Origin of the sequence: Shewanella sp. A32, from assembly GCF_029167175.1 — a bacterium.
In the GTDB taxonomy this organism is placed as follows: Bacteria; Pseudomonadota; Gammaproteobacteria; order Enterobacterales; family Shewanellaceae; genus Shewanella; species Shewanella yunxiaonensis.
The window spans coordinates 86,221-111,294 of sequence record NZ_JARFTS010000012.1 but is presented as its reverse complement, the minus strand read 5'-3'; the positions used below and the strand labels follow the sequence as shown (position 1 = coordinate 111,294).

The following is a 25,074-nucleotide window of genomic DNA, read 5'->3' as shown; positions in this document are numbered from 1 at the left end:
TTGGCGACTTATCTGATCGCTCATTTCACACTGAGTTCCCTTCGCAGGTGATCTACACTTCGGAACAGCTATTTAGTGCACAGTTAATTGATAAACCAGAAGTCAGATACGTTGACTACACTTTAGTCTGTGCCTCAGTTAAGCGGCTAGACAAAGGAAAGTCCATGACATTTCTGCGATATCTGGCATTGCTCCTAACCCCTTTAGCCTTCAGCTTGCCGCTATCGGCAGAGGTTGTCCATTTAGTTGCGGGAGAAAGGGAACCCTATATAGGTAAGCGCTTACAGAATCAGGGCTATGTCAGCGAAGTAGTCACGGAAGCATTTGCGCGCACAGGGATTCAGATCGATATCACCTTTTACCCATGGGCAAGAGCACTGGCGCTGGTGAAACAAGGGAAAGCAGATGGGATAGTGCCAATCTACCAGGAAGCTAACCAAGATAATCTACTGTTTTCAGCACCTTTTCCCGGCGACGCATTGGGGCTATTAAAACGTCGCGACAATCCCTTCCAATATCAAGCGACTAATGCTTTGCAATTAGAGCAACTGTTACTGCCGCTACGACACAGTACGGTCGGCATTGTAAGAGGAGGCTTGAGCCTGCCGCAACTCGGCCATTTGGTACCGACAGAATATGCAAATTCGGATCTGCAGAACATCGATAAACTTTATTATGGCCGCTTACCCTACATTTTGATCGATAAATACACCGCCGTTGACCTGATGGTTGGCCACCGACCGCATTACATCGGGGAACTGGAGTTTCTGCAGCCAGCGTTAGCTGAAAAGTCATTCCATGTTGCCTTTTTCTCAAAAGCACCACATGTCGCCACGCTGCTAGAAGCATTTAACCACGGACTAGCGCAGATGCGTTTGGATGGCACATTATCAAGACTAAGAGCCAAGAATGGACTATTGCTCGGTTCGGATCCCCTCCCCCATAAAGTAAAACTCACTATCGGCTCAGTCGACAATCCAGACATGCGTATTATGCAGCGACTCGGCAAACTCTTTGAGCAGCAGAATCCCGATATTGAGTTGAATTGGGTATTTCTGGAAGAACGTATTCTCAGGCGCAGGTTATTAGGAGATTTGGCGATTGCTGATGGTCAGTTCGATGTGATGACCATCGGTAATTTCGAGGCCCCAATATGGGCACGTCGCCACTGGTTGGTACCGCTGGAAAATTTGCCAGACAGTTATGATGTTGCCGACATCATTCCTGTTGTTAAAAATGCATTGTCGTCTCAGGGACTGCTGTATGTACTGCCGTTTTATGCTGAAAGCGCCATGACCTTTTATCGAAAAGATTTATTTGCCAAAGTGGGACTTAACATGCCGCCGAAGCCCAGTTTTACCGATATCGCAGCGTTAGCAGCTAAGCTAAATAATCCTGAAAAACAGATATATGGCATCTGTCTTCGTGGCGATGCTGGCTGGGGTGGCAATATGGCGCTGCTTACCTCATGGGTGCATGCCATGGGAGGCCGCTGGTTTGATGAACATTGGCAGCCACAACTACGAACGGCCGAATGGGTTCAAACGCTGCAGCTCTATCAGCAGCTGTTACAGCAATACGGGCAACCCCACGCCACCCGCACTGGCTTTACTGAAGTGTTACAGCTATTTGCCAAGGGGCACTGCGCAATCTGGATAGATGCAACCGTCGCCGCGGGCTATTTGTATGATCCAGAGGTCTCTAAAGTTGCGTCAGTCACCGGTTTTGCCGCACAACCCACAGGAAAGCTTCCCGCACAATGGCTGTGGGTTTGGGCGCTCGCGATACCCGATTCATCTAAAAATAAGACCATTGCTCAACGCTTTATCGCGTGGGCGACGTCCAAAGAATATATTGGGTTAGTCGGTGAACATGAAAGTTGGGTAGCAGCACCACCTGGAACGCGCATGTCGACTTATCATCGCCCCGAATACCAACAGCGAGCACCTTTTGCCAATGAGGTATTTCAAGCCATTGCACAGAGTCGGCGGGATGAACGCACACTAAAACCCGTCCCTTATAACGGTACCATTTTTGTCGGCAGCCCCGAATATGCGGCCTTTGGTACCCGAGTGGGCAATAGGGTGGCGGAAGTTGTAGATGGCAAAATCAAGATTGATCAGGCACTACAGCAGTCTCAAGATATAGTACTAAAACAGATGCAGGATTCAGGCTATCTCAACCCAAACCGCAATCCAGCGCCCGAGACAGAAAGTCAGCACCAGCCGTAGCTAAGGACAGCATCAACAATGTCCAACAACAGCGATTAGGCAGCGCATGAATTAGCATGCTCGGCATGCTTTTTATGACCGCGCGTTCAGGAAGAAAAAATACGCCGTGGCGTTCAAACTGCTTAACGCGCAGAAATAGTGATGACAGCAGCAGCTTAAAGCCACTGTAGTAAACCAAAACGAACGTACTGGCACCGAGTAGCTCCAACATTGTGGACAGTTCCATCAACAGCAGCAAATCAGAGCCAGCTAATATCAACACCAAGCCTATCGCTACAAGTTTCCAACCACGCTGATAAAGGCGACGACTCAGTGAATTTAAAAAACGGTATAATGGCCCGTTCACTTTCTGCGCTCCTTGCTTATTTATGTTGACCTTATCTTAGTCAGGATTTGCGTTCAACAACTCTGGGCGCGCGCTTTTTAGGTTTCTTCAACAAAACCATCATCAACAACATCAGTACACACAAATACATCATGATGCGGAAATCCTGCAGATAGCCCATTATTGATGCCTGCAGTGTGACCGCACTATTGAGTTTTACCAGACCGGTGGTTGATGAAATATTGGCGGCCCCCAGTTGTACCGCTTCCTGCAGCGCTTTATTAAATGGGGTAATGTACTGTGCAAACGCAGCATGATTAATCTGTACCCGTTGTGATAAGTAAGTAGTCACTGCCGATATACCAATACTGCTACCAATATTCCGCACTAAACTGTACAGTGCAGTACCTTCATTGCGATACTGCGGTGCCAGCGTGGAAAAACTAATGGTCGACAATGGGACAAAAACAAGCCCCATGCCAAAGCCTTGGATAATACCGGTATAAATGATTTCCCAACGGCTCACCTCCACGGAAAAGCAGGTCATTTGCCATAACGATAAAATCATCAATAGCAGTCCTACAGTGATCAAATAACGTAAATCTACCTTACTTGCCAATTTGCCCACTAGCATCATCCCAGCCATCGTGCCAAACCCTCTGGGAGTCAGCAGTAGCCCAACATCAATCACCGGATATCCCATCAGATTTTGTAAGTAAGGCGGCAGTAATGCCATGGTGGCTAATAGCACGATGCCGATAATAAAGATGAACAGTAAACCAATGACAAAATTTCGATCGCGGAACATTTGTGGTTCGAGAAAGGGATGTTTAGCGGTAAACATATGGACCAGAAACATATACATGGTCAACACAGCTAACGCAGCCTCAATCACGATTTCAATACTGGCAAACCAATTTTGGGACTCGCCACGATCCAGAAACATCTGCAGACTACCGATAGCAATCGCTAACAATGTAAATCCGAACAGGTCAAACTTACGACTACGATCCAGCGGTGTCTCTTTGACAAAAGACGCAATCCCCAACCAGGCCAACACGCCAAACGGAATATTGATATAAAACACCCAGCGCCAATTGTAATACTCGGTCAACCAGCCACCGAGGGAAGGCCCCAAGATAGGCCCGACCATTACCCCAACGCCCCACATCGCCATTGCCGAACCATGCTGTTCCGTAGGATAGGTATCCAACAAAACCGATTGAGACAAAGGCACCAGACTGGCGCCAAAGATCCCCTGCAACAAACGAAAAATCACGATTTGATCGAGTGATTGTGCGGCGCCACATAATGCGGACGTGAGGGTAAACCCGACGACTGACCATAAAAACAGATTCTTACGACCCATTCTGGCAGCAACAAATCCCGTCATTGGCATTGCAATAGCCGCGGCAACGATATAAGACGTTAGCACCCAGGACACCTGATCCTGAGTAGCGCCCATAGCCCCTTGCATATGTGGTAAAGCGACGTTAGCAATGGTGGTATCCAGTGCCTGAATGATAGTGGCCAGCATCACTGACACAGTGACTAGACCGCGGTTCACGCCCTGATTTTCAGAATAAGTCACGTCTGGCCCCGGGTTATAACGTCAGATGTCGAACATGCTTAGTGTCAACCGTGACTTCGGCACTTAATCCAGCTCGCAGTTGCGGTGCCCCCGGCAGCGGCTCTATCTGAATGCGGATCGGCAAGCGTTGGCTTATTTTCACCCAGTTACCTGTCGCGTTCTGGGCTGGGATAACTGAAAATTCTGAGCCAGTTGCCGGGCTTAAACTACTGACCACACCGTGCCAGGTATAGTCGGGCTGATAATCGACTTTAATCTCAACATCTTGTCCGACCTGCACATAGGTAAGGTCTTTTTCGGTGTAGTTCGCTTCAACCCACAGATGACTATCTGCTACCAGCAGCATCGCACTACTGCCCGGCGTAACGAATTCACCATCCTTTACTATATGAGTGACGATGCCACTCGATGGCGCGTAAATATCCACATGTTGAACATCGTTACGCGCCTTATCTAAGGCAGCTAACGCCTTTTTGTACTTAGCATTCGACTCTATTGGTGCATTAACGTCGCCACCTAAACCTTCTACCGCCAATTTTAACTGGGTGTAGAGAGCCTCAATCTGCAGTTTTTCCTGCTCAGTATCCTGCCTGGCCGCATCGTAGTCCGAATCTGAGATATAGTGCTGCTGCAACAGGTTTTGCTTACGTTGCTGTTCCCGTAACAGGTACTGATATTGACTCTTGGCGGCTGCAATACTGGCCAGTTTGGTTTTGACATTAGCCTTGAGCACATTGAGTAAATCCGCAGTATCTTTCAGGCTGGCTGCAGCTTCTGTTTCGGCAATCTGGTAGGACTTTGGATCGATTTGAAACAGCAATTGTCCCGCGGCTACCGGTTGATTTTCTTTCACCAGTACTTTGATCACCTTGCCAGCAACTTCACTGCTGATCATCGTCTTATCTGCTTTAACATATGCATTGTCTGTCTCGACATAGCGCCCGCCATGCAAGTAGAAAGCAACGGCGGCACCAACCCCCAGCACGGGTACAACAAACAACAAAATCAGACGTTTCATTTTGCGGCGGGAATTATTAGATATTTGATTTTCATCGATGGCGTCTGTGGCAGACATAAAAATATCCTGCTTATTCTTTTGATAAATTATTGTGGATGGTTTGCAGCACCAGAACAAAATCATCGACTTGCTGTTCTGTTAGTCCCTCCAATGCATGGCCCCAGATTTCCTGGGACACCTCCAGCACTTTATCCTGGATAGGTTTTGCTGCTGCAGTGGTATGGATCAAATGTGCTCTGCGATCTGCCGGATCGCGTTCTCTGACCAGAAATCCTGCGTCGACTAATTGGTCAATTACTCGCACCAGCGTCATTGGTTTAATATCCAGACGCTCGGCAAGCTCGACCTGCCGGATCCCTTCATGCAACGATGCACATTTAAGCGTACGCGCTTGTGCCAGTGTTAAGCAGCTCAGTTGCGAATGTTCCTGAAAAGTTCTGCGTAGCAGCCGCATTACATCGGCCATGAGGTAGCCAATACTTTGTTGTGGCATAAGGCCTCCAACCATTGCTCAAGGAGATAATGGGTGGCAAATAGTAAGCATTACTTATTATATGTCAAGCTGACTAATTCACCTGACGTGACAGTCGCGGTGAATCCGCGCAACAATCTCAATGATAATTACGGCCAGACAATCAACAGCACTGCAAGCATGTACTCAAGGTGAAATGTTAAAATTTTTCTGAGACACATTGTGGAAATTGATATCAGTGGGGATAAGTAGCAATAGTGCGATTCCCTCAGTTATTTTTATTTCAGCTGTCAACCTCAGACAATTAGTTAACATAAATAACTCATTTTTATTTACATTTTTTTCGTTCACTTTTTTATATTGCCCATTCTTTACGTTAACTAACATTTCCTGAATTGCGTTTGAAACAGCACTCTGTATTATCAATAATGATAAAAATCAATATAAAATTATATTGTTAATTAAAATATAAATTAATTTAAATGATTGTTTTTGCACTGACTTATTCGATAAAAACATGCTAATTATTGACAGTAATAATAATTTTAAGTAATTGATTTATGTTATTTTTATACAGAAAATCATTATACATAATTTAGCAAATGCAATTCCAACACAAGTAAGAATTATATTGATGAATTTTTCCTCTGCCGATCAAAATAGCCATCTATACCACGCTGCTTTTTTTAAAGAAGAGCTTAGTTTCGATCCGCTTACAAAAAGCAGAAGGCCATCATCAGAAATTGCTAAACAAGAACAACAATGGCGTAATTTCATCCATGATTTCAAATTACCGCTAACACTATTGCAAGGGGAATTAGAAGCAATTCAGGATGGTATCAGACCATTTACACCTGAAAAAATTTCCCTGTTACTGCATGAAATAGAACAGCTGAACGAATTGCTCGACAGTGTGCCCACATTGCCGCGAAAAAGCATACCAACGTCTCATCGGTTGTGTAATGCCTCGGCTACGCTACTTAGCACCTTACAACACCATGAAGCAGAGCTCACTGCCAAGGGGCTAATCCTCAAACAGGAGATTGAACCCGCCAGGTTTATTGAAGGTACGACGGCAGCTTTGTCTCGTATATTTCACAATCTTATGAGCAACAGTCTGAAATACACTGAGGCATCGGGTCTAATTCAAATATCACTGACAACCACAGCAGACAAGTTACTGCTGCAATGGCAAGATTCTGCGCCCGCCCCCCAGCAAGATGAGTTAATTAAGTTAACCCAGACGGGATTTCGAGCCAGGTTGCCGATGACACACGCAGCTAAGGGTTGTGGCTTAGGACTCGCCAGTATCAGCCAACTGGTACAACAGCTACGTGGTAGCATTGAATTTACTCACAGTGAACTCGGTGGACTGAAAGTCACGATGCAACTTCCCCTGGCTCATCGGGAGTAATAGTGAATTCTGCTCACTTGGTGTTGTTGGTTGAAGATGAACCCCGAATAGCATCACTGGTTCGAGATTACCTTAACGCAGCAGCGATACCCATGGTGTGGGTGACCGATGGTAACGATGCGCTGGCAGAATTTCAGCAGCAACCATTTGACATGGTGCTATTGGACATTAACCTGCCACATGTCAGCGGGTTAGATATATGCCGCCAAATCCGTAAAACCTCGACCGTCCCTATCATCATGTTAAGCGCGATGTGTGATGAAGCCGCTCGCCTGGAATGTTTGGCTATTGAAGCTGATGATTTTATCAGTAAGCCCTTTAGCCCAAGAGAACTGGTAGCCAAAATTCAGGCATTGTTACGAAGAACCACTGGCCAGTGGTCAATGACGCTACAGCCTTCGGTTACAGCAGCACTCATTATTGACGAGGCGGGGTATGAGGCGTGCTTATCAACGGCTGCCGTATCATTGACCAAAATCGAATTTAAATTACTGAAGACGTTGTCGCAACATCCAGGACGGATCTACTCGCGTAATCAATTAATGAACGCTATGTACGGTGATTTTCGTGTTGTCTCTGAACGAACAATTGATAGTCATATCAAAAAGCTACGTAAAAAGCTGTTACAACTTGAGCCGACTACTGAACTGATTGAATCCTGTTATGGTGCTGGCTATCGCTATCGGGGGCGAGCGCCAGAATTACGTCAAATCGACTAACTTTTTCTCAACTTTTATTATCACCGGAAACAGCATTCACAGCATATTCCACGGGAGACTCCCCAAGTAAACTGGTTGCACCGACTTCCAGTAAAGAGCCAAATGCACCTAATGCGCCGCCATAAAGAGTACTACCCGCCACTTGAGGTACAAAGCCTATCTGATCCCCGGTGAGATTTCGATAGTAGTAATTGAGTATCGGAATATGTTGCAGCGGGTTGATCACATCCAAAGCGTCCCCAAAGCTAAAGCTTTGTCCATCGGCGAAAGGCGTGATATCACTGCTATCAGTGGTGGTTGAGCCTCCTACAGAGACCGTGCCGGAACTATAAGTGGGAACTGAGCCACTAGTACTCGAAGATGTAGGTTCAGTATTCAGTTCATTAAACACATCAGCAAGGCTGTTGCTCACTTTGGACTGATAAAATGACGTTAGTAAGCCGCCAGCCAAGCCTTCCCCCAACAGTCCCATGCTATCCACTGTGCCAGAGGTAGCACTGGCAACGGTGGTTACACTTGATGAGACTTTACCTAACGCATCTTGCATTACCTGTCCAAACAGCGAATCCAATCCAGACGAAAGATCCACACTGCTGCTACTGCTGGATGCGGTAGATGCAGAGGCGTTGCTAAACCATGAAGGGATCAGGTCACTCATTTCCATAGTCAGTTCCAGAAATTATCCAGTTGCACAACATCACGGATTTGGATTCCCAGTGGCATATTGTTATTTATCGGTACCAGTTGGCTATGATCCGGATAGACTTTTACGACTTCAAATTGTACTTGTTCATCGCTGAAATTAGCGTAGTTCACGCCTTGTTCATCGACATAGTTGTATTGGTATTGCAGTTTAAACATGTCGCCAACTTTGACGCCCTGGCGTCCACCCATTGCAACTTCAAGCGTATTGGCACCGATGCGAATAATGCGGGATTTAGGGTGGGCACATTTAAGTAAATCACTCATATCCTCAACCGCAGTCTTTAGTATTCGCGTCACTTCCAGTCCGTAATCTGACTGCCAAAGCTGGTCGCTCCCAGGGGCGACACGGTCCGTTAAGGAAAAAGGCCAATAAGTACGTGAATGGTAGTTTTTTGTCATAATTGGTAAGCCAGATACTCCGTCAATCAAGTACACAGTGAGACCAAACTCTCTCACCAATTTATCACCACTGAGCAAGCTACCATCTACTTTGCCCATAGAGAGGTCGGTAATTTTTCCCATGATGATATATTGAGTACGCGACGCTTCAGACAAGTATTGCAACTGTTGTTGGTCATCATTGGACATCCGATCAGGGTCGACCGCTAACGGATGCGTCATCAAACTTTTCGCTAAAAAATCCGCTTTGGCCTTATCAAATTCAGCAAACAGTCGTTGTGAGACTTCCTGTGAAATGTCCTCTAATCCGCCATAAACAGCATACTGTTTGTCGACCAATACCAATGGCGCCATGATGATCGACTTGCTAGTCAGATGCTGGTTTTCGCAGAGTGCACCATCGTTCCAAATATCAGCACGTAGGGTCACTGTCACCCGATCATCTTTGGTGTATTCATCCAATTTTTGAATTTGGTTCACATGGCCGTTAGCGCGTACCTGAAAGGCGTTACCATTGAGGCTACCTTCGTCAACTTCGGTTAGGAGCGATACCGAGGCCCCCGCCTGCAATATGGCATCACGTAACGCAGCTCTCGCAGCCTGTTCCTTAGCATAGTCCTCATTACCATTAATAATTGGCGCAGAACCAACACCTTTATACCAAGCCGCATAAACGGGGGCAGGCAATAACATCAGCAGCAACAGCGCTCTCAGTACCACCATTTATTTTCTGTCTCCACCGGCTTATTTTCGACGGACCCCAGATCTGCCAGAACCTTGGTATCCAGAGACAGTTCGGTAGTATAAAACTCTCCCTGAACGCTTTGATTGACGACTTTTGCCCCCCGCACAACCCCCTGCACTTTGGCATCCATAGTCTTACGGCTGGTGGTTTCCCCGGTCATGCGGGTATAAGCACGTAATTGCTGGCCATAGAGTTGTTCGGCTAACCGCCGATAGGCATCCAATCGTGACGCTTCCATCGCCTGCATCAGTTTCTCTTCATAACTCGGGCCGGTCTGAGAAGCAATCGGCGCGTAGCCGGTTGCCTGCAATACTTGGGCATTATTCGGCGCAACTAACTCATAGCGCACTAGTTGTTCATGTGTGCAACCCGATAAGAGTAAAACTGTTATCAACATGAGTAATTTACGCATCAGAAAGGCCACACCGTCGGGTTATTCAATTTGTCAGTTAACCATCCCAAGCGTTGGCTATTGGCCAATTCACCATTACCTGAATATTCAATACGTGCGTTAGCGATTTTAGTTGAAGGCACAGTATTGTCTGGCAGGATATCCTTGGCGCGGATAACACCCGTTAATCTAATGAATTCTTTACCATTATTGATCAATAGCCATTTATCACCACGGATCAGTAAATTGTTATTTTTCAACACCTTCATTATGGAGACGGTTATTTCACCCTCAAAGTCATTAGACTGGCTGGAATTGCCGTCGCCTTTGAATTTCTGTTGCTGACTTAAATCAAGATTGACGTCCTTGCCGGCAATTTTGAGGTTGCCGCCGGGAACCGCAATGGGATCTAAGGTGAAATCGGTACTTTTGTTTAATTGAGTAGAACCACTTTTACTGGCCTTAGTGGACTCGGCTAACTTCACAGAAATAATGTCACCCACCCGAAAATGGGACTGTTCAACATAGAGACTTTGCGCAGCATCGACATTAAAGATAGAACCGGTAGGGATTGCATGCAGCGGTTCATCGTTCGGTTCTACAGAAGCGTAATATGGGTCGTTAGGATCCGCATCGTCCATCTGTTGCACAGGCGTGCCTGCCGGAGGGAATACCTTGGATCCGGAGCCATTGGTACCTGCAGTGTTTTGCCCACTACTAGCACATGCGCCCAGCAAGAGCGTCATCGCCAGCACGATCATCGTCTTGGTATGCATTGCCTTAAGTCCATGCAGATTTCTATTGATGCAATCGAATGAAATCTAAAGGCAGAAATTGCAAAAAAACGACAAACATTATGCAAACATTATGGAACAGCCGAAAAGTGTGAGATCACGCATAAAAAAGTCGAGTGCATTGCACTCGACTCTCTCATCCAACCGATGCTGATCCGCACACACTGGGTAAAGGTACTTAATCTAAACAGACCGCCACGCGCGGCGTTAGTTTGGTCACTAATTCATAGGCAAAAGTACCAATTTTCTCGGCAACTTCTTCTACCGGTAACTGCGGGCCCCATAAAATGGCATCATCGCCTACTTTATCGGTGGCGCCGGGACCGAGATCAACCGTCAGCATATCCATCGACACATGCCCAACGATAGGTACCCGACGACCATTCACCAGCACTGGCGTCCCCTGCAACGCGTTACGTGGATAGCCGTCACCATAACCAATCGCGATAACACCGAGACGTGTATCATGCTCTGCTCGCCAATGACCACCATAGCCCACCGTATCTCCGGCCTTATGATCACGCACCGCAATCAATTGAGAAACCAACGTCATTGCCGGGATCAATCCATGCTTCGCGCCACGATCACCGTCGACCGGAGACACACCATACAATGCGATCCCCGGACGGATCCAATCAGCCTGGCTCGATGGCCAAAATAAGGTCCCAGCAGAGTTAGCCACGGTCCGTTCACCTGGTAATCCGACAGTCAGCTCGTTGAAAATGGCCAGCTGTTTTTGGGTATAATCTTTCTCTAATTCATCAGCACAAGCAAAGTGCGTCATAAAGTTGATTGGTTTGGCAACTTGAGGACAGCGCATTAATCGCTCATAAACTTCATGAAATTGCGCGGGGGAGAAACCCAGGCGGTGCATCCCGGTGTCTAACTTCATCCATACAGTAACCGGTTTATCCAACCGACTCTGTTCCAGCATTTGCAGTTGGAATTCATGATGAACAGCGGTGTCGATGTTATGTTGCACCAGTAAAGATAGGTCTTCTTGTCTAAAAAAGCCCTCTAGTAGCAGTAACTTAGCATTGACGCCACCAGCACGCATTTCTAATGCTTCTTCCAAACGTGCCAATCCAAAACCATCGGCATCAGGTACACTATTAGCAACATTTAACAAGCCATGGCCATAGCCATTAGCTTTAACAACCGCAATCACTTTACTATGAGGAGCAACTTCTCGAAGGCGCGTTAAATTGTGCTTAAGTGCCTGACTGCTGATTTCTGCTCTGGGAAAGGGTTTCAATTAATACCTTCATTAACGAATAAATTTGGAGCGGCATCTTCCGCTCCGGAATGGTCGGGCGGAGGTTAGTCCTCGTCGAATTGTGGCCCGGCATAATTGTCAAAACGAGAATATTGTCCCTGGAAGGTCAGTCTGACCTTACCGATAGGTCCATTACGCTGTTTACCGATGATAATCTCAGCAACGCCTTTGTCTTGAGAATCTTCGTGATAAACCTCATCACGGTAGATAAACATGATCAGGTCAGCATCCTGTTCGATAGAACCGGATTCACGCAGATCCGAGTTAACCGGACGCTTATCGGAACGTTGTTCCAATGACCGGTTTAACTGTGATAACGCGATTACCGGGATTTCCAATTCCTTTGCCAATGCTTTCAATGAACGCGAAATTTCAGCGATTTCTAACGTACGGTTATCCGCCAGCGCAGGCACCTGCATCAACTGCAAGTAGTCGACCATGATCAGCGACAATCCGCCGCTTTCTCTGGCAATCCGTCGCGCCCGGCTGCGAACTTCTGTAGGCGTCAGACCGGAACTATCATCAATATACATTTTGCCTTTTTCTAGCATCAGGCCCATGGTGGACGATACTCGCGCCCAATCATCGTCGTCCAGCTTACCTGTACGGATGCGCGTCTGGTCAACCCGTCCTAACGATGCCAGCATACGCATCATGATCTGTTCTGAAGGCATCTCCAAACTGAAGATTAACACCGGCTTGTCTTCATTAAGCGCGGCATATTCACACAGATTCATGGCGAAAGTGGTTTTTCCCATAGAAGGGCGAGCTGCAACAATAATCAAATCGCCAGCCTGAAAACCCGCAGTTTTGTCATCAAGGTCGGCAAAGCCCGACGACACACCGGTCACGCCGTTATGCGGGTTATTGTAGAGTTGTTCAATTTTATCGACGGTCTTTTCAAGAATGCTTTTAATGCCCTCTGGACCTTCATTGGCATTAGCGCGCTGTTCGGCAATTTTGAAAACTTTGGTTTCTGCCAAATCCAACAATGCCCCGGAATCGCGCCCCTCTGGGTTGTAGCCAGCGTCGGCAATTTCATGCGCGACACGGATCATCTCGCGCACCACCGCCCGTTCCCGCACGATTTCAGCGTATGACAGAATATTGCCAGCACTCGGAGTGTTTTTGGCAATTTCCCCTAAGTAAGCAAAGCCTCCAGCATCTTCCAGCTCATCGGTTAATTCCAGTTGCTCAGACACTGTGATTAGATCTATCGGCTGACCACCATCGACCAACCGCTGCATTGCACTAAAAATCAGCTTGTGCGAACGAGAATAGAAATCCTCTTTCACTAACACTTCGGCCACTTTATCCCAGGCTTCCGCTTCCAGCATCAAACCACCCAACACAGATTGTTCTGCTTCTATAGAGTGGGGAGGCAACTTGAGCGCATCAACCTGCGCCTCTTTACGTTTGTCACCTCGGGCTTTGAAAGCACTTTGCTGTGGCATAAATCTGGGGATCTCCAAAGATTGTGGAAGAATGCACAAAAACTAATGGCAGTGTTATTAGCCAATTACGATTATCGACATCAAATCTCAGTCAATCCTGCCTTACACAACTCAAGCGAAGGCTCATCTTGCTAAGGGATATTGAATAGTAACGACAGAATCAACAAAGCTGATATTGCTCATTATTGTACAGCTTGATAGCAACAGTAAAAAGGAAGAATACAAACAACCTCGTCGCCCATAAAGACAAATATGATATCTATCACTGACAGACAACATCATTAACACAAAAAATATAAAACTAGCTCACACATTTACAATTTATTAATCAGTCACAAATTTACAAATTAACATAAAATTTTGTTTGTATACCCCCCCTATAAATGCAACACTAACAATGCTTTTGCAACATTTGCTAAACAACAAACCTAAAATAAAACCAAATTGTAACAAGGAAGGATAATGATGAAGAATGTTACTTTCAGGCGGACGTTGGTTGCTGCCTCAGTATCGGCTTTGTTTGCAATCTGCACTCCTGCTTTTGCTGCCAGTAACACTGACGGTTCAATCCAGGGAGCAGTTGTAACCACTGCTGACGCCCCACTGGGTAATGCTACTATTGTCATCAAAAATAAAGACACAGGATTGACTCGTAGCGTTACTACTGACTCTGCGGGTAAATACCGTATTCCCCGGCTTCCCATCGGTACATATACCGTCACAGTTTCAGCAGAAGGGTATGACGATAAGGTCATTAATGACATTGTAGTGACCATCGGAAGTAATGCTAATGTGACCTCTGTGCTCAATCAGACAGGTATGGAAAGATTATCTGTAGTCGGAAGTCGTGTTGCTGCGATCGATACCACCTCTTCTGAATCATCGCTGGTGATTGGACAAGAAGAGATTGAACGACTGCCAATGCCAAAAGATGTTACCAGTGTGGCCCTGCTGGCACCGGGTACCACCCGTGGTGATAACCGTTTTGGTAACTTTGCCTCCTTCGGTGGCGCTTCTGTTGCGGAAAACGCTTTCTATATTAACGGTCTTAACGTTACCAATTTCCGTAACGGTCTGGGCTTCTCCAATGTGCCATTCGATTTTTATGACCAGTTTGAAGTTAAAACCGGCGGTTATGGCGCCGAATTTGGTCGTTCAACCGGTGGTGTAGTAAACGCCGTGGTAAAACGCGGTAGCAATGACTGGCATTTCGGCGGTAACGTGGTATGGCGCCCCGATTCATTATCAGAAAATTCACCAAACAGCTACAACTCTGATGGCGACCTGTACATTGATAACTCCAACAGTACCTACGATAAGATTGAAGGCAACGTCTATGCTTCCGGTCCAATTATCAAAGATAAACTGTTCTTCTACGCTATGTATCAGCCGCGTAAGATTTCTCAGGACGATATCACTGAAGAAGGTACTGCTAAACAGGAAAGTACATCTGACAACCCATTCTGGGGCGTGAAACTGGACTGGAACATCGCCGAAAACCACACGTTAGAGTTCTTAGCCTTCTCAGATAAGAACAACGAAGACATCGACAGCTACAAAAATGTTGATGGCAGCTGGAACTATCTATCAACCACCACAAATAAAACCGGCGGTGACAACTATGTAGCCACCTACACTGGCCAGTTGACAGATGACTTCACTGCCAAGCTGACCTATGGGGTCAACAAGTATAATCTTTCAACCGTCAGCAACTCCTCTGGACTGTGTAACCTCATTATTGACATTCGTGACTCTGCCACTTCGCGCTATCCAGGCTGTGCCTCAACGGCTGACTACCGTCTAGAAGCTGGTAACGATGAGCGTAAAGAGTATCGTGCTGATTTTGAATGGGTGATTAACGACAGTCATACCTTGACATTCGGCTATGATCTAGAAAAGGACACCTCTTTCTCTGAGCAGTACTATTCTGGTCCGAACGGAGTCTACTGGTATTACTACAGTGTGGATGACCCAACTGTGGGAACAGATTTGGCTAATGGGGCTACCACACCAGTTGGCGTTACCGAATATGCCCGTGATCGTCAACGTACCGTAGGTGGTAGTTTTGAAACCATATCCAAAGCGATCTATGTAGAAGATACCTGGTCAGTCACTGATACAGTTACTGTAAATCTGGGGCTGCGTTGGGATTCTTTCGACAACAAAAATGCCGAAGGGGCTTCCTTTGCGAAAATCGACAACATGATCGCGCCACGAATCGGCGCTTCATGGGATATCAACGGTGACGGTGAGTCCAAACTGTTTGCTAATGTCGGCCGCTATTATCTGCCGGTAGCCAGTAACACTAACGTACGTCTGGCGGGTAACGAATATGACGTCATGAACTATTATGTACTGGAAGGGACTCAGGATGAAGTGATTAATGGTGTCTCCGTACCGACACCAATCCTCGGTGATCAAATTGGCTCTCCTATAGTTAATGCCGATGGTACTGTTCCAAATACTGATTCCATTGTGGATCAGAATCTGGATCCAATGTACCAAGATGAATACATCATTGGCTATCAGGCCATGCTCAGCGAAGACTGGTCATGGGGTATTAAGTTTACCCAGCGTAAACTGAACGGCGCTATTGACGATATGACCATCGATCAGTGGATTGAAGACACCTATGGTTATACCCCAAGCACCACTTACGTGCTTGGCAACCCTGGTGAAGACATGACCGTGAGTGTCGATACCACAGGTAATGGTGATTATGAAATGGTCACTATCCCGGGTGATGAGCTGGGATATCCTAAAGCCAAACGTACTTATAATGCGATTGACCTGAACTTCAGCCGCTCTTGGGCCGATGACTGGACTATGACCGTTAACTACACTTGGTCGCAGAGCTATGGTAACACCGAAGGTCTGGTAAAATCTGATATCGCCCAGACCGACGCTGGTCTGACTCAGGACTTCGATTTCCCGATACTGATGGATGGTGCCGATGGTTACCTGCCAAATGACCGCCGTCATATGCTGAAAATATTCGGTGCTTACAATGTGACCGAAAACCTGACAGTAGGTGCTAACGTAAGCATTGAGTCTGGCCGACCATTGAACAAGTTTGGTATTGGTTCACCATATGGTATTCCACAATATGGCGATACTTATTACACACTCAACGAAGACGGCACCTACAGCTGGAACCCTCGTGGCAGTGCTGGTCGAACCGACTGGGTGTATCGCCTGGATCTGTCAGCGTCTTATAACTGGGAAATCACTGATGACTTCAATGTTTTGCTGAAAGCAAACGTATATAACGTACTCAACTCTCATGCAAGCATTCGTAAATATGAGTTTTATGAAGAAGGCCAACCTGGTGTCCTGAATCCGGACTACGGTGCGACCACCGCTTACCAGACTCCACGTTATGTTGAGTTCAGCGCAAGTATCAAGTTCTAATCCATAGCTTCTGCTAAGAACACCGCCATCAGGCGGTGTTCTTTTTTGCGAAGTCACGGCTAATTACTGATTAACTGGACATAAAAAAACACCGCCATAAGGCGGTGTTTTTTAAGTAAAAAGCTTATTAAGCTTCAGCAACAACTGAAACTTTAACTACTGCTTTTACTTCAGAGTGCAACTGAACTTCAACTTCGAAGTCACCAGTGGTGCGCAGAGCACCCAGTGGCAGACGCACTTCAGATTTAGCCAGTTCAACGCCTGCGGCAGTCACGGCATCAGCGATGTCACGGGTACCAACAGAACCGAACAGTTTGCCTTCATCACCAGCTTTAGAAGCGATAACTACAGCTTCCAGTGCAGCAATTTTCTCAGCGCGAGCATTGGCAGCACCTAACTCAGCAGCTACTTTAGCTTCCAGTTCGGCACGGCGAGTTTCGAAAACTTTGACGTTTTCATCGTTCGCAACAACTGCTTTACCCTGAGGCAGCAAATAGTTACGAGCATAACCAGCTTTTACAGAAACCTGGTCACCCAGATTGCCCAGATTGGCAATTTTATCAAGCAGAATAACGTTCATTATCAATTCCTCTCAATTCGATTTGGATCAATGCCAGCTTACTGATGCAGATCTGTGTAAGGCAGCAGAGACAGATAACGAGCGCGCTTGATAGCACGAGCCAACTGACGCTGATACTTAGCGCTAGTGCCGGTAATACGGCTAGGAACAATTTTACCGCTTTCGGTGATGTAGTTTTTCAGCGTAGCGATATCTTTGTAATCGATCTCCGTAACACCTTCAGCAGTGAAACGGCAGAATTTACGACGACGGAAATAACGTGCCATTTTGACAGTCTCCTAAATTTTCAATTCGACATTTTCGGCGTGTAATACCAGTCGACTTTGGCCATTGCGACTCTGTTGTAGAGTCAGAAAGCCGCTGACCTGGACATCCACACCCGCTTTCAGCTTTTCTGTTACGCTATTAAAGCGTTCACCACTCATTACCACTTGGAGCAGACAGTAGACGTTTCTCGGCAATTCGGCTTCAAAACGTTGTGACTTGTGCTCCAACTGAATCACCGTATGTTCAATACCTGCAGGACTTCTAAAATGCCGACAACGTATGATCTTTCCGGATAATTCCAGATGGTTGGTGGTCACAGAAAAACTTACTCAGCGATCTCTTCAGCGTTTTCTTCATCCAGCTCAGCAGAATCTTCGTCAACAGCTCTGTCGCTGTTGGCTGCGCGACGTGAGTCACGTTCATCTTTTGCTTTGGCCATTGGAGAAACTTCGGTGATGGCAGCTTTAGTGCGCATAACCAGGCTACGCAGAACAGCGTCGTTGAAACGGAAAGCAGTTTCCAGTTCTTCGATAGACTCGGCAGTAGTCTCTACGTTCAACAGTACGTAGTGGGCTTTGTGCAGGTCCTGAATAGGATATGCCAGTTGGCGACGACCCCAGTCTTCCAAGCGATGGATCTTACCGCCTACAGCAGTGATAGTACCGGTGTAGCGTTCGATCATGCCAGGAACCTGTTCACTCTGATCGGGGTGAACTAAAAATACGATTTCGTAATGACGCATTTATTGCTCCTTACGGTTATTTAGCCTCTTTTGTGGCTCAGTCAAACCCCTACGAGGCAAGGAACGAAAATAAAGTGACTGATTTAGGCGCGAAATAGTACATAAAGGGAAGGGCAAACTCAAGCAATAACTTTGCCTGTAGACAGTTCAAGGTTATTATGTGACGCTGATTTTAAGCAGTAACAGCATTAAGACTCCCAATACAATGACAAGATTTTCCATACTCGCATTTTCTACACTTTTGTCATCGCCAACCTGGGCTCTGGTTCCGCCGGATTATCATGAACCTACTAATAAGTTTACCGCCGAAGTCGAAGCCGGTTTTCAGTTAAATACAGGTAATACGGACTCTACCAGTTTCAACGGCCGCACCAAAATGGTGTATGACACAGCAAAGACAACTCAGGAAGGCACTTTCAAAGCTTATTATGCTGCCGATTCCGAAAGTACTACCTCTGAGAAGTACGACCTACAGATGCAGTCAAACTTTAAGTTAAAAAGTGGATATGTCTTTGGTCGAGGCGAATTTGTCTGGGACAAGTTTGGCAGTTATACCGATATTTATACCATATCCAGTGGTTACGGTTTTGATGCCGTCAGTACCGGACGGACTAAACTGAGTTTGGAAGTTGGCCCTGGTTACCGTTACAACCTGCCCATTGCAACTGAAGATGAACCAAATCCGTCTTCTGAAACAGATGTGATCCTGCGTACTGCGGCTAAATTCGAGCAAAAAATTCACGAATACACCACCTTCAATGCCGACTTAACGACGGAAGTTGGTGAAAACAATAATACGGTGACGCTGGATATGGGCTATAAAAATACCCTATTTCAGGACTGGGCCTTTAAAGTCGGTTTTTACGTTAAGTACACTGAAATAGTGCCAGAAGGTAGTAAACAGACCGATACCATTACCACCTTTAACCTGCTGTACACCTTCCAATAATGGCAAGGGGATGGCAAGGCCATCCCTTTTCACTACAGCGTTACCTTTAGCTTTGGCGCTGTCTCACCGCTTCAAACAGGCACACCCCCGTTGCCACTGACACATTTAGGCTCGATACACTACCCGCCATGGGAATGGAAATTAAGGAATCACAATGTTCGCGGCTTAAACGGCGTAATCCTTTACCCTCTGCGCCCATCGCAATCGCTAATGGTCCACGCAGGTTTGCCTGATACAAAGTACCATCAGCTTCGCCAGCCGTACCCACAATCCACACGCCGCGTTCCTGCAATTGCGTCATGGTACGTGCCAGATTGGTCACCTGATACAAGGGTACGGTCTCTGCTGCGCCACAAGCTACCTTACTGACCGTTGGCGTTAATCCCGCCGAGTTATCTTTCGGCACAATCACGCCATGTACGCCGGCAGCATCGGCATTGCGCAAACAGGCGCCCAAATTATGTGGATCTGTCACTCCATCAAGAATAAGTAAAAATGGTATATCCGTCTTATCCAACAAATCCTCTAGGTCATTCTCGGTGAGGATCTTGGCAGGCCTAACACGAACCACTACCCCTTGATGCTGGGTACTCTCGGCCTTGTCATCCAGTGTTTTACGGTTTGCCTGTTGCGGCTTAATACCGACACTTTCTGCAAGTGCCAATAACGGCTGAATACGCTCGTCTTGACGACCGCTGAGCAACCACATCTCCAGAATACGTTCCGGAGCATTTTCAAATAATGAGGTAACGGCATGGATGCCAAACACCATTTCTGGTTTTTTCATCAATTTATTTCTTTCTCTTCGGCCGTTTTACGGCTTTGCTTTTATCGGACTTTACTGCTGATTTAGGTGCTGATTTTGCCGCAGATACTTTTTTACTCTTGTCCTTGCTGTTGCGACTTCGTCCCTTATTGGCTGTGAGTTTAGCGCCCTCTATATTCACCCGTTCCCTGGCGGTCATCGGTCGTTTGCCGCTACGATTGCGACCACGACTGCGTTGACCCATATCATCAACCATCAATAATTCGATCTGGCGATCATCCAGATTAACCGACGCTACTTTCACAGTTACCGGGTCACCTATCTGATAACTCTTACCTGTGTGCTCGCCGATCAAACGTTGCCGTAGCGGGTCGTATTGATAATAGTCACTGCCCAACGTGGAAATATGCACCAGACCATCAATAAACAGATCTTTCAGTCGCACGAACAAGCCAAAACTGGTCACTGAAGCCACTACCGCTTCAAATACGTCGCCGACATGATCCTGCATGAATTCGCACTTCAGCCAATCGGCAACATCTCGCGTTGCTTCATCAGCACGGCGCTCGGTATTGGAGCATTCCTCACCGAGTAAATCCAGCTCTTCCAGTTGATAATTGTAACCACCATCCGGCGTCCATTTATCCTGAACATCTGCAGCTGATGTTGCCAACAGGTAGCGAATAACCCGATGCAATACCAAATCAGGGTAACGCCGAATTGGCGAGGTAAAGTGAGCGTACTCTTCTAATGCCAAACCAAAATGACCGTCATTATCAGGCGTATAAATCGCCTGACGCATAGAGCGTAGTAACATCACTTGGATCAATTGTGCATCTGGCCGTTCCCGCACTTGCTCCATTAATGCCTGATAATCTGCGGGTTGTGGTTCTAATCCACCATTTAGTTTCAAACCACGTTCAGCAAGAAACTCTTTAAATTGCGTCAGCTTTTGTTCTGATGGTGCTTCGTGCACACGGTATAGCGTATGACCTTTATGCTTTTTCACAAATTTGGCGGCTGCAACGTTCGCCATAATCATACATTCTTCAATGATTTTATGAGCTTCGTTACGAACGCGAGGCACAATGCGGTCTATCTTACGTTGTGCGTTAAAGATGAACTGAGTCTCTTCAGTTTCAAAGCCAATCGCACCACGCGCCTGTCGTTGCTCATCCAGTGTCCGATAAAGCTCTTGTAATACCTGCAGATGCGGATAGAGATCCTGATACTGCTCAGGAACGTTTCCACTCTCCAACATGTCGGCCACTATGGTGTAGGTAAACCGCGCGTGAGAATGCATCACTGCCGGATAAAATTTGTAACCAGACAATCGCCCCGTCGCGGCGATAGTCATCTCCGCCACCATACATAAACGGTCAACACCAGGATTTAACGAACACAATCCGTTAGAGAGCTTTTCAGGCAACATCGGGATCACCTGAGAAGGGAAATACACGGAATTTCCGCGAGCACGAGCCTCAATATCGAGCACTGACTCAGTCCGCACATAGTAACTGACATCAGCGATAGCTACCCAAAGACGCCAACCACCGCCACGTTTGCGTTCAGCGTATACGGCATCGTCAAAGTCACGGGCATCTTCACCATCTATTGTCACTAACGGTAACTGCCGCAGGTCGATACGCCCTTCTTTATCAGTCTCTAGCACTTCATCAGGGATTTTCCGCAACCGCTTTTCAATCGCGACCGACCAGGTGTGGGGTAAATCATAATTTCGCAGGGCAATTTCAATCTCCATGCCCGGCGCCATATCTTTGCCCAATACTTCTGTAATCTTGCCTGCCGCTTTTACATAGCGCCCTGGACGTCGGGTTAATTCAACGACAACGACATCATTTTCACGCGCGCCATTACGATCGGCATTATCAATAAGGATTTCCTGGGTGACACGCTTGTCATCAGCGATAACGAAGCCCATGCCACAGTCCAGATGAAAACGCCCAACCAATGGCGCTGTTCGCTCTTCCAGCAAACGCACAATACGTGCTTCGGTGCGGCCACGCCCAATGGCTTTTTGCGCCAATACCCGATCACCGTGGAAATATTTGAGCATATCGCCATGGTGAATATAGAAGTCTTCACCGCCTTCATCAGGGTGAAAGAAACCGTAGCCATCTTTATGACCAATAATGGTTCCCGCAATCAGATCCATACGTTCAGGCAGGCCGTAGCATTGGCCACGGGTAAATACGAGCTGCCCATCACGCTCCATGGCGCGAAGACGGCGACGCAAAGCTTCCTGTTGTTCTTCGTCGTGGATATCTAACGCTTCCGCGATTCGATCGCGATTTAAAGGAGAGGGCTGGCTTTTTAGGTATTCGAGTATATATTCCCGACTGGGAATGGGATTGTTGTACTTCTCTTGTTCTCTCTCAAAATGAGGATCTTTAATCATTCAATTTCCATCTATTCATTAACCACTACAACTTACCTGTGTATGGTGGTTTTTCTTGCTTGTTCTACTTGACTGGCAGGCATCTTGGTTGCCAGTTTAGCCAGTAATTCACTGGCCCGTTTTTGGGTGGCGCTATCATTAAACGTCTGGTTATACAACCAATGATAGGCCATCAAATAATCTCGTGGACTACCGTAACCTTCGCCAAATAATTCCACTAACATCATTTGTGCAGGAAGATCACCGTTGGCAGCCGCTGAATAAACATATTGCACCGCACGTTGCTTATCCTGGATCAGGAATTTTCCTTCAGAATAATATTGTGCTATGCGTACCATTGCCTCAGCACTGCCCTGCTCTGCGGCGTTGCGCAGCAGTTGCATACCGTGCGCAGGATCAGCTTTGACACACACGCCATAATTCAGCATCTCGCCCCATAAATACTGATACACGGGTTCTTTGAGCACATCAGCATGAGCCTCAATATCTTGAACGATCTGGCACTTGTCGGCCTTGATACGCTGCAGATAAGTATGATTGCGGATCATATGCAGTAGTTGCGCCTGACTATAGATATCCACAGCCCGGGTCTCTGCCGTCACCGGGATACTTAGGAGCATTAATGACACCACAACCATACGCAACATAAATCTTTCCAACGCTAAGGGCACCTATTGCTTATCATCGGCAGTATAACGCAATTCTATAGGAATTCCCGAAGAGGGTTACCTATAAAAAAGGCCGCTTACGCGGCCTTTTCTGAAACTTATTCGCTGAACGGATTCACCAGAATCATCGTTTCGTTGCGATCTGGCCCAGTAGAAATAATATCCACCGGCGTTTCTAACAGCTCCTCGATGCGCTTAACATAGTTAATCGCTGCTTGAGGCAGCTGTTCCAAAGAAGTTGCACCGAACGTGTTCTCACTCCAACCAGGAAGAGTTTCATATACCGGTGTCACCTGCTCATAGCCTTCTGCCGCTAAAGGAGTCACCTTGTTAACAGTGCCATCTGGCAGTTGGTAGCCGACGCAGATTTTCACTTCTTCAAGACCATCTAACACGTCAAGCTTGGTCAAGCACAGGCCACTCAAACTGTTGATCTGAATTGCACGGCGCATGGCAACAGCATCCAACCATCCTGGACGACGTCTACGGCCAGTAGTCGCACCAAACTCATGTCCCTTGGTAGAAAGATGTTCACCAATTTCACAAGTTAATTCAGTTGGGAATGGACCACCACCCACACGAGTAGAATATGCTTTGATAATGCCCAAGACATAATCAATGTAACGTGGGCCTAAACCACTACCAGTAGCAACGCCACCTGCAGTAGTGTTGGATGATGTTACGAACGGATAGGTACCGTGGTCGATATCCAGCATGGTACCTTGAGCACCTTCGAATAGTATGGAGTCACCATTCTTACGTGCACTGTCGAGTAACTCAGTGACATCAACACACATACTCTTGAGGTAATCAGCCAGAGCTAATGAGTCTTCTAAGGTTTTCTCATAATCCACTGGCTCACACTTGTAATATTCAGTGAGGGTGAAGTTATGATATTCCATGACCTCTTTTAGCTTTTCGGCAAACTGCTTAGGATTGAATAAATCACCTAAACGCAAGCCACGACGGGAGATCTTGTCTTCATAAGCTGGGCCAATACCACGACCAGTAGTGCCGATAGCTTTATTGCCGCGCGCTTTTTCGCGAGCAACATCGAGTGCGCAATGGAATGGCAGGATCAGCGGACATGCTTCAGACAACAACAGACGTTCTTCAACAGGAACGCCTTTATCCTTCAGCATCTTGATCTCAGTCATCAGCGCTTCTGGTGATAACACAACACCATTGGCGATGACGCACTTGACGTTATCACGGAGAATACCAGATGGGATCAGATGAAGAACGGTTTTTTCACCATCGATGACCAGTGTATGACCAGCGTTATGGCCACCCTGATACCGAACCACGTATTTTGCCTGTTCTGTCAGAAGGTCGACAATCTTACCTTTTCCCTCGTCACCCCATTGAGTGCCGAGAACAACTACGTTTTTGCCCATTGTTTGCTGCAAGGTTGCGGTTAAAACAGGATTCTAACAGATTTTCGCCGCCGAGGTGCAAGTGTTTACGAAAAAATAATCAATATTGCCGCTCCGACCAGTACCAAAGCCGCGCCCAGTCGCTGCATGCTAGTCGCTGGCATTGCCGCGATTTGCTGCAGATAACTGCGCCAACGGTTGGGAAACAATAGTGGGCCGAGACCTTCCAACACCAGTACAATGCCCAAGGCCGTTAGCCAAAGTTGCCACCCCATAATAGGCTCCTCTCGTCTGAGACAGCTGTTATTTTGCCATAAAAAAACCCGGCATAACTGCCGGGTTTTTGCGAACACATAAAACGA

Annotated in this window: 24 protein-coding genes; 5 read left to right on the top strand and 19 right to left on the bottom strand. The window is 46.8% G+C overall.

Annotated features, from left to right (window positions below; all coding sequences use genetic code 11):
• A partial coding sequence (locus tag PY479_RS10875) for an extracellular solute-binding protein (RefSeq protein WP_275483768.1) occupies positions 1-2,231 on the top strand: 2,231 nt, incomplete at its 5' end.
• On the opposite strand, the gene PY479_RS10870 is transcribed toward PY479_RS10875, so the two are convergent.
• From PY479_RS10870 to PY479_RS10855, 4 genes are read right to left on the bottom strand one after another with little or no spacing between them, the layout of a single operon-like run.
• Entirely contained in the window at positions 2,179-2,577 is a 399-nt protein-coding gene (locus PY479_RS10870; RefSeq protein ID WP_275483767.1) for a hypothetical protein, read from the bottom strand. The two genes, PY479_RS10875 and PY479_RS10870, sit on opposite strands and share 53 nt — an antisense overlap.
• Before the next feature lie 40 nt (positions 2,578-2,617).
• Positions 2,618-4,147: a DHA2 family efflux MFS transporter permease subunit gene (locus PY479_RS10865; protein ID WP_267459539.1), complete on the bottom strand. Its 1,530-nt coding sequence runs from the start codon at positions 4,145-4,147 to the stop codon at positions 2,618-2,620.
• A gap of 13 nt (positions 4,148-4,160) precedes the next feature.
• Positions 4,161-5,222, bottom strand: a complete 1,062-nt coding sequence (locus tag PY479_RS10860; protein ID WP_275483766.1) for an HlyD family secretion protein — start codon at positions 5,220-5,222, stop codon at positions 4,161-4,163.
• A gap of 13 nt (positions 5,223-5,235) precedes the next feature.
• Positions 5,236-5,658, bottom strand: coding sequence for a MarR family transcriptional regulator (locus tag PY479_RS10855; RefSeq protein WP_212595329.1), 423 nt, complete (start codon positions 5,656-5,658; stop codon positions 5,236-5,238).
• Positions 5,659-6,271: 613 nt separating this feature from the next.
• Between PY479_RS10855 and PY479_RS10850 the strand changes: the two genes are divergently transcribed.
• Both PY479_RS10850 and PY479_RS10845 read left to right on the top strand, forming a co-directional pair.
• Entirely contained in the window at positions 6,272-7,051 is a 780-nt protein-coding gene (locus PY479_RS10850; RefSeq protein WP_275483765.1) for an ATP-binding protein, read from the top strand.
• 2 nt (positions 7,052-7,053) lie between these two features.
• Entirely contained in the window at positions 7,054-7,770 is a 717-nt protein-coding gene (locus PY479_RS10845; protein ID WP_275483764.1) for a response regulator, read from the top strand.
• Positions 7,771-7,777: 7 nt separating this feature from the next.
• Here PY479_RS10845 and PY479_RS10840 read toward each other — a convergent pair whose 3' ends face one another.
• The 6 genes from PY479_RS10840 to dnaB form a co-directional block, all read right to left on the bottom strand.
• Entirely contained in the window at positions 7,778-8,434 is a 657-nt protein-coding gene (locus PY479_RS10840) for a hypothetical protein (RefSeq protein ID WP_212595327.1), read from the bottom strand.
• Between the two features lie 2 nt (positions 8,435-8,436).
• On the bottom strand, positions 8,437-9,597 hold the full coding sequence (locus PY479_RS10835; protein ID WP_212595326.1) for a flagellar assembly protein T N-terminal domain-containing protein: 1,161 nt from the start codon (positions 9,595-9,597) through the stop codon (positions 8,437-8,439).
• A complete protein-coding gene (locus tag PY479_RS10830; protein ID WP_212595325.1) occupies positions 9,585-10,031 on the bottom strand; it encodes an LPP20 family lipoprotein in 447 nt (148 codons plus the stop codon). The genes PY479_RS10835 and PY479_RS10830 overlap by 13 nt, the downstream gene beginning before the upstream one ends.
• Positions 10,031-10,786 (bottom strand): flagellar basal body L-ring protein FlgH, encoded by a 756-nt coding sequence (locus PY479_RS10825; protein ID WP_212595324.1) that lies wholly within the window; start codon positions 10,784-10,786, stop codon positions 10,031-10,033. Before PY479_RS10825 ends, PY479_RS10830 begins: the two co-directional genes overlap by 1 nt.
• Before the next feature lie 196 nt (positions 10,787-10,982).
• Positions 10,983-12,059, bottom strand: coding sequence for an alanine racemase (alr, locus tag PY479_RS10820; RefSeq protein WP_212595323.1), 1,077 nt, complete (start codon positions 12,057-12,059; stop codon positions 10,983-10,985).
• 65 nt (positions 12,060-12,124) lie between these two features.
• A complete protein-coding gene (dnaB, locus tag PY479_RS10815; RefSeq protein ID WP_212595322.1) occupies positions 12,125-13,534 on the bottom strand; it encodes a replicative DNA helicase in 1,410 nt (469 codons plus the stop codon).
• A 462-nt stretch (positions 13,535-13,996) separates the two neighbouring features.
• On the opposite strand from dnaB, the gene PY479_RS10810 reads away from it, so the two are divergent.
• Entirely contained in the window at positions 13,997-16,945 is a 2,949-nt protein-coding gene (locus PY479_RS10810) for a TonB-dependent receptor (protein WP_275483763.1), read from the top strand.
• A 127-nt stretch (positions 16,946-17,072) separates the two neighbouring features.
• On the opposite strand, the gene rplI is transcribed toward PY479_RS10810, so the two are convergent.
• From rplI to rpsF, 4 genes are read right to left on the bottom strand one after another with little or no spacing between them, the layout of a single operon-like run.
• The gene (gene rplI / locus PY479_RS10805) at positions 17,073-17,525 is read right to left on the bottom strand and encodes a 50S ribosomal protein L9 (RefSeq protein WP_212595319.1); all 453 of its coding nucleotides are present in this window, start codon (positions 17,523-17,525) and stop codon (positions 17,073-17,075) included.
• Positions 17,526-17,563: 38 nt separating this feature from the next.
• A complete protein-coding gene (rpsR, locus tag PY479_RS10800; RefSeq protein WP_025009344.1) occupies positions 17,564-17,791 on the bottom strand; it encodes a 30S ribosomal protein S18 in 228 nt (75 codons plus the stop codon).
• Positions 17,792-17,803: 12 nt separating this feature from the next.
• Positions 17,804-18,109 carry a primosomal replication protein N gene (gene priB, locus PY479_RS10795; protein ID WP_212595318.1) on the bottom strand — a complete coding sequence of 102 codons (306 nt, stop codon included), beginning with the start codon at positions 18,107-18,109 and terminating at the stop codon, positions 17,804-17,806.
• An 8-nt stretch (positions 18,110-18,117) separates the two neighbouring features.
• Positions 18,118-18,534 (bottom strand): 30S ribosomal protein S6, encoded by a 417-nt coding sequence (rpsF, locus tag PY479_RS10790; protein WP_212595317.1) that lies wholly within the window; start codon positions 18,532-18,534, stop codon positions 18,118-18,120.
• A gap of 205 nt (positions 18,535-18,739) precedes the next feature.
• On the opposite strand from rpsF, the gene PY479_RS10785 reads away from it, so the two are divergent.
• On the top strand, positions 18,740-19,483 hold the full coding sequence (locus PY479_RS10785) for a DUF481 domain-containing protein (RefSeq protein ID WP_275483762.1): 744 nt from the start codon (positions 18,740-18,742) through the stop codon (positions 19,481-19,483).
• A gap of 46 nt (positions 19,484-19,529) precedes the next feature.
• On the opposite strand, the gene rlmB is transcribed toward PY479_RS10785, so the two are convergent.
• The 5 genes from rlmB to PY479_RS10760 form a co-directional block, all read right to left on the bottom strand.
• Entirely contained in the window at positions 19,530-20,270 is a 741-nt protein-coding gene (rlmB, locus tag PY479_RS10780) for a 23S rRNA (guanosine(2251)-2'-O)-methyltransferase RlmB (protein WP_212595315.1), read from the bottom strand.
• Between the two features lie 4 nt (positions 20,271-20,274).
• Positions 20,275-22,668, bottom strand: a complete 2,394-nt coding sequence (gene rnr / locus PY479_RS10775) for a ribonuclease R (RefSeq protein ID WP_212595314.1) — start codon at positions 22,666-22,668, stop codon at positions 20,275-20,277.
• A gap of 32 nt (positions 22,669-22,700) precedes the next feature.
• A complete protein-coding gene (locus PY479_RS10770; RefSeq protein ID WP_212595313.1) occupies positions 22,701-23,315 on the bottom strand; it encodes an SEL1-like repeat protein in 615 nt (204 codons plus the stop codon).
• Between the two features lie 119 nt (positions 23,316-23,434).
• Complete coding sequence (locus tag PY479_RS10765) at positions 23,435-24,733, bottom strand: adenylosuccinate synthase (RefSeq protein ID WP_275483761.1); 1,299 nt, start codon at positions 24,731-24,733, stop codon at positions 23,435-23,437.
• A gap of 65 nt (positions 24,734-24,798) precedes the next feature.
• Positions 24,799-24,987, bottom strand: a complete 189-nt coding sequence (locus PY479_RS10760; protein WP_212595311.1) for a DUF2065 domain-containing protein — start codon at positions 24,985-24,987, stop codon at positions 24,799-24,801.
• Positions 24,988-25,074: the final 87 nt, after the last annotated feature.

Coding starts and splice junctions, on each gene's coding strand:
- PY479_RS10860 (WP_275483766.1), bottom strand. CDS start 5,222: ATGTCTGCCACAGACGCCATCGATGAAAATCAAATATCTAATAATTCC.
- PY479_RS10855 (WP_212595329.1), bottom strand. CDS start 5,658: ATGCCACAACAAAGTATTGGCTACCTCATGGCCGATGTAATGCGGCTG.
- PY479_RS10850 (WP_275483765.1), top strand. CDS start 6,272: ATGAATTTTTCCTCTGCCGATCAAAATAGCCATCTATACCACGCTGCT.
- PY479_RS10840 (WP_212595327.1), bottom strand. CDS start 8,434: ATGGAAATGAGTGACCTGATCCCTTCATGGTTTAGCAACGCCTCTGCA.
- PY479_RS10835 (WP_212595326.1), bottom strand. CDS start 9,597: ATGGTGGTACTGAGAGCGCTGTTGCTGCTGATGTTATTGCCTGCCCCC.
- PY479_RS10830 (WP_212595325.1), bottom strand. CDS start 10,031: ATGCGTAAATTACTCATGTTGATAACAGTTTTACTCTTATCGGGTTGC.
- PY479_RS10825 (WP_212595324.1), bottom strand. CDS start 10,786: ATGCATACCAAGACGATGATCGTGCTGGCGATGACGCTCTTGCTGGGC.
- dnaB (WP_212595322.1), bottom strand. CDS start 13,534: ATGCCACAGCAAAGTGCTTTCAAAGCCCGAGGTGACAAACGTAAAGAG.
- PY479_RS10810 (WP_275483763.1), top strand. CDS start 13,997: ATGATGAAGAATGTTACTTTCAGGCGGACGTTGGTTGCTGCCTCAGTA.
- rplI (WP_212595319.1), bottom strand. CDS start 17,525: ATGAACGTTATTCTGCTTGATAAAATTGCCAATCTGGGCAATCTGGGT.
- rpsR (WP_025009344.1), bottom strand. CDS start 17,791: ATGGCACGTTATTTCCGTCGTCGTAAATTCTGCCGTTTCACTGCTGAA.
- rpsF (WP_212595317.1), bottom strand. CDS start 18,534: ATGCGTCATTACGAAATCGTATTTTTAGTTCACCCCGATCAGAGTGAA.
- PY479_RS10785 (WP_275483762.1), top strand. CDS start 18,740: ATGACAAGATTTTCCATACTCGCATTTTCTACACTTTTGTCATCGCCA.
- rlmB (WP_212595315.1), bottom strand. CDS start 20,270: ATGAAAAAACCAGAAATGGTGTTTGGCATCCATGCCGTTACCTCATTA.
- rnr (WP_212595314.1), bottom strand. CDS start 22,668: ATGATTAAAGATCCTCATTTTGAGAGAGAACAAGAGAAGTACAACAAT.
- PY479_RS10770 (WP_212595313.1), bottom strand. CDS start 23,315: ATGTTGCGTATGGTTGTGGTGTCATTAATGCTCCTAAGTATCCCGGTG.
- PY479_RS10765 (WP_275483761.1), bottom strand. CDS start 24,733: ATGGGCAAAAACGTAGTTGTTCTCGGCACTCAATGGGGTGACGAGGGA.
- PY479_RS10760 (WP_212595311.1), bottom strand. CDS start 24,987: ATGGGGTGGCAACTTTGGCTAACGGCCTTGGGCATTGTACTGGTGTTG.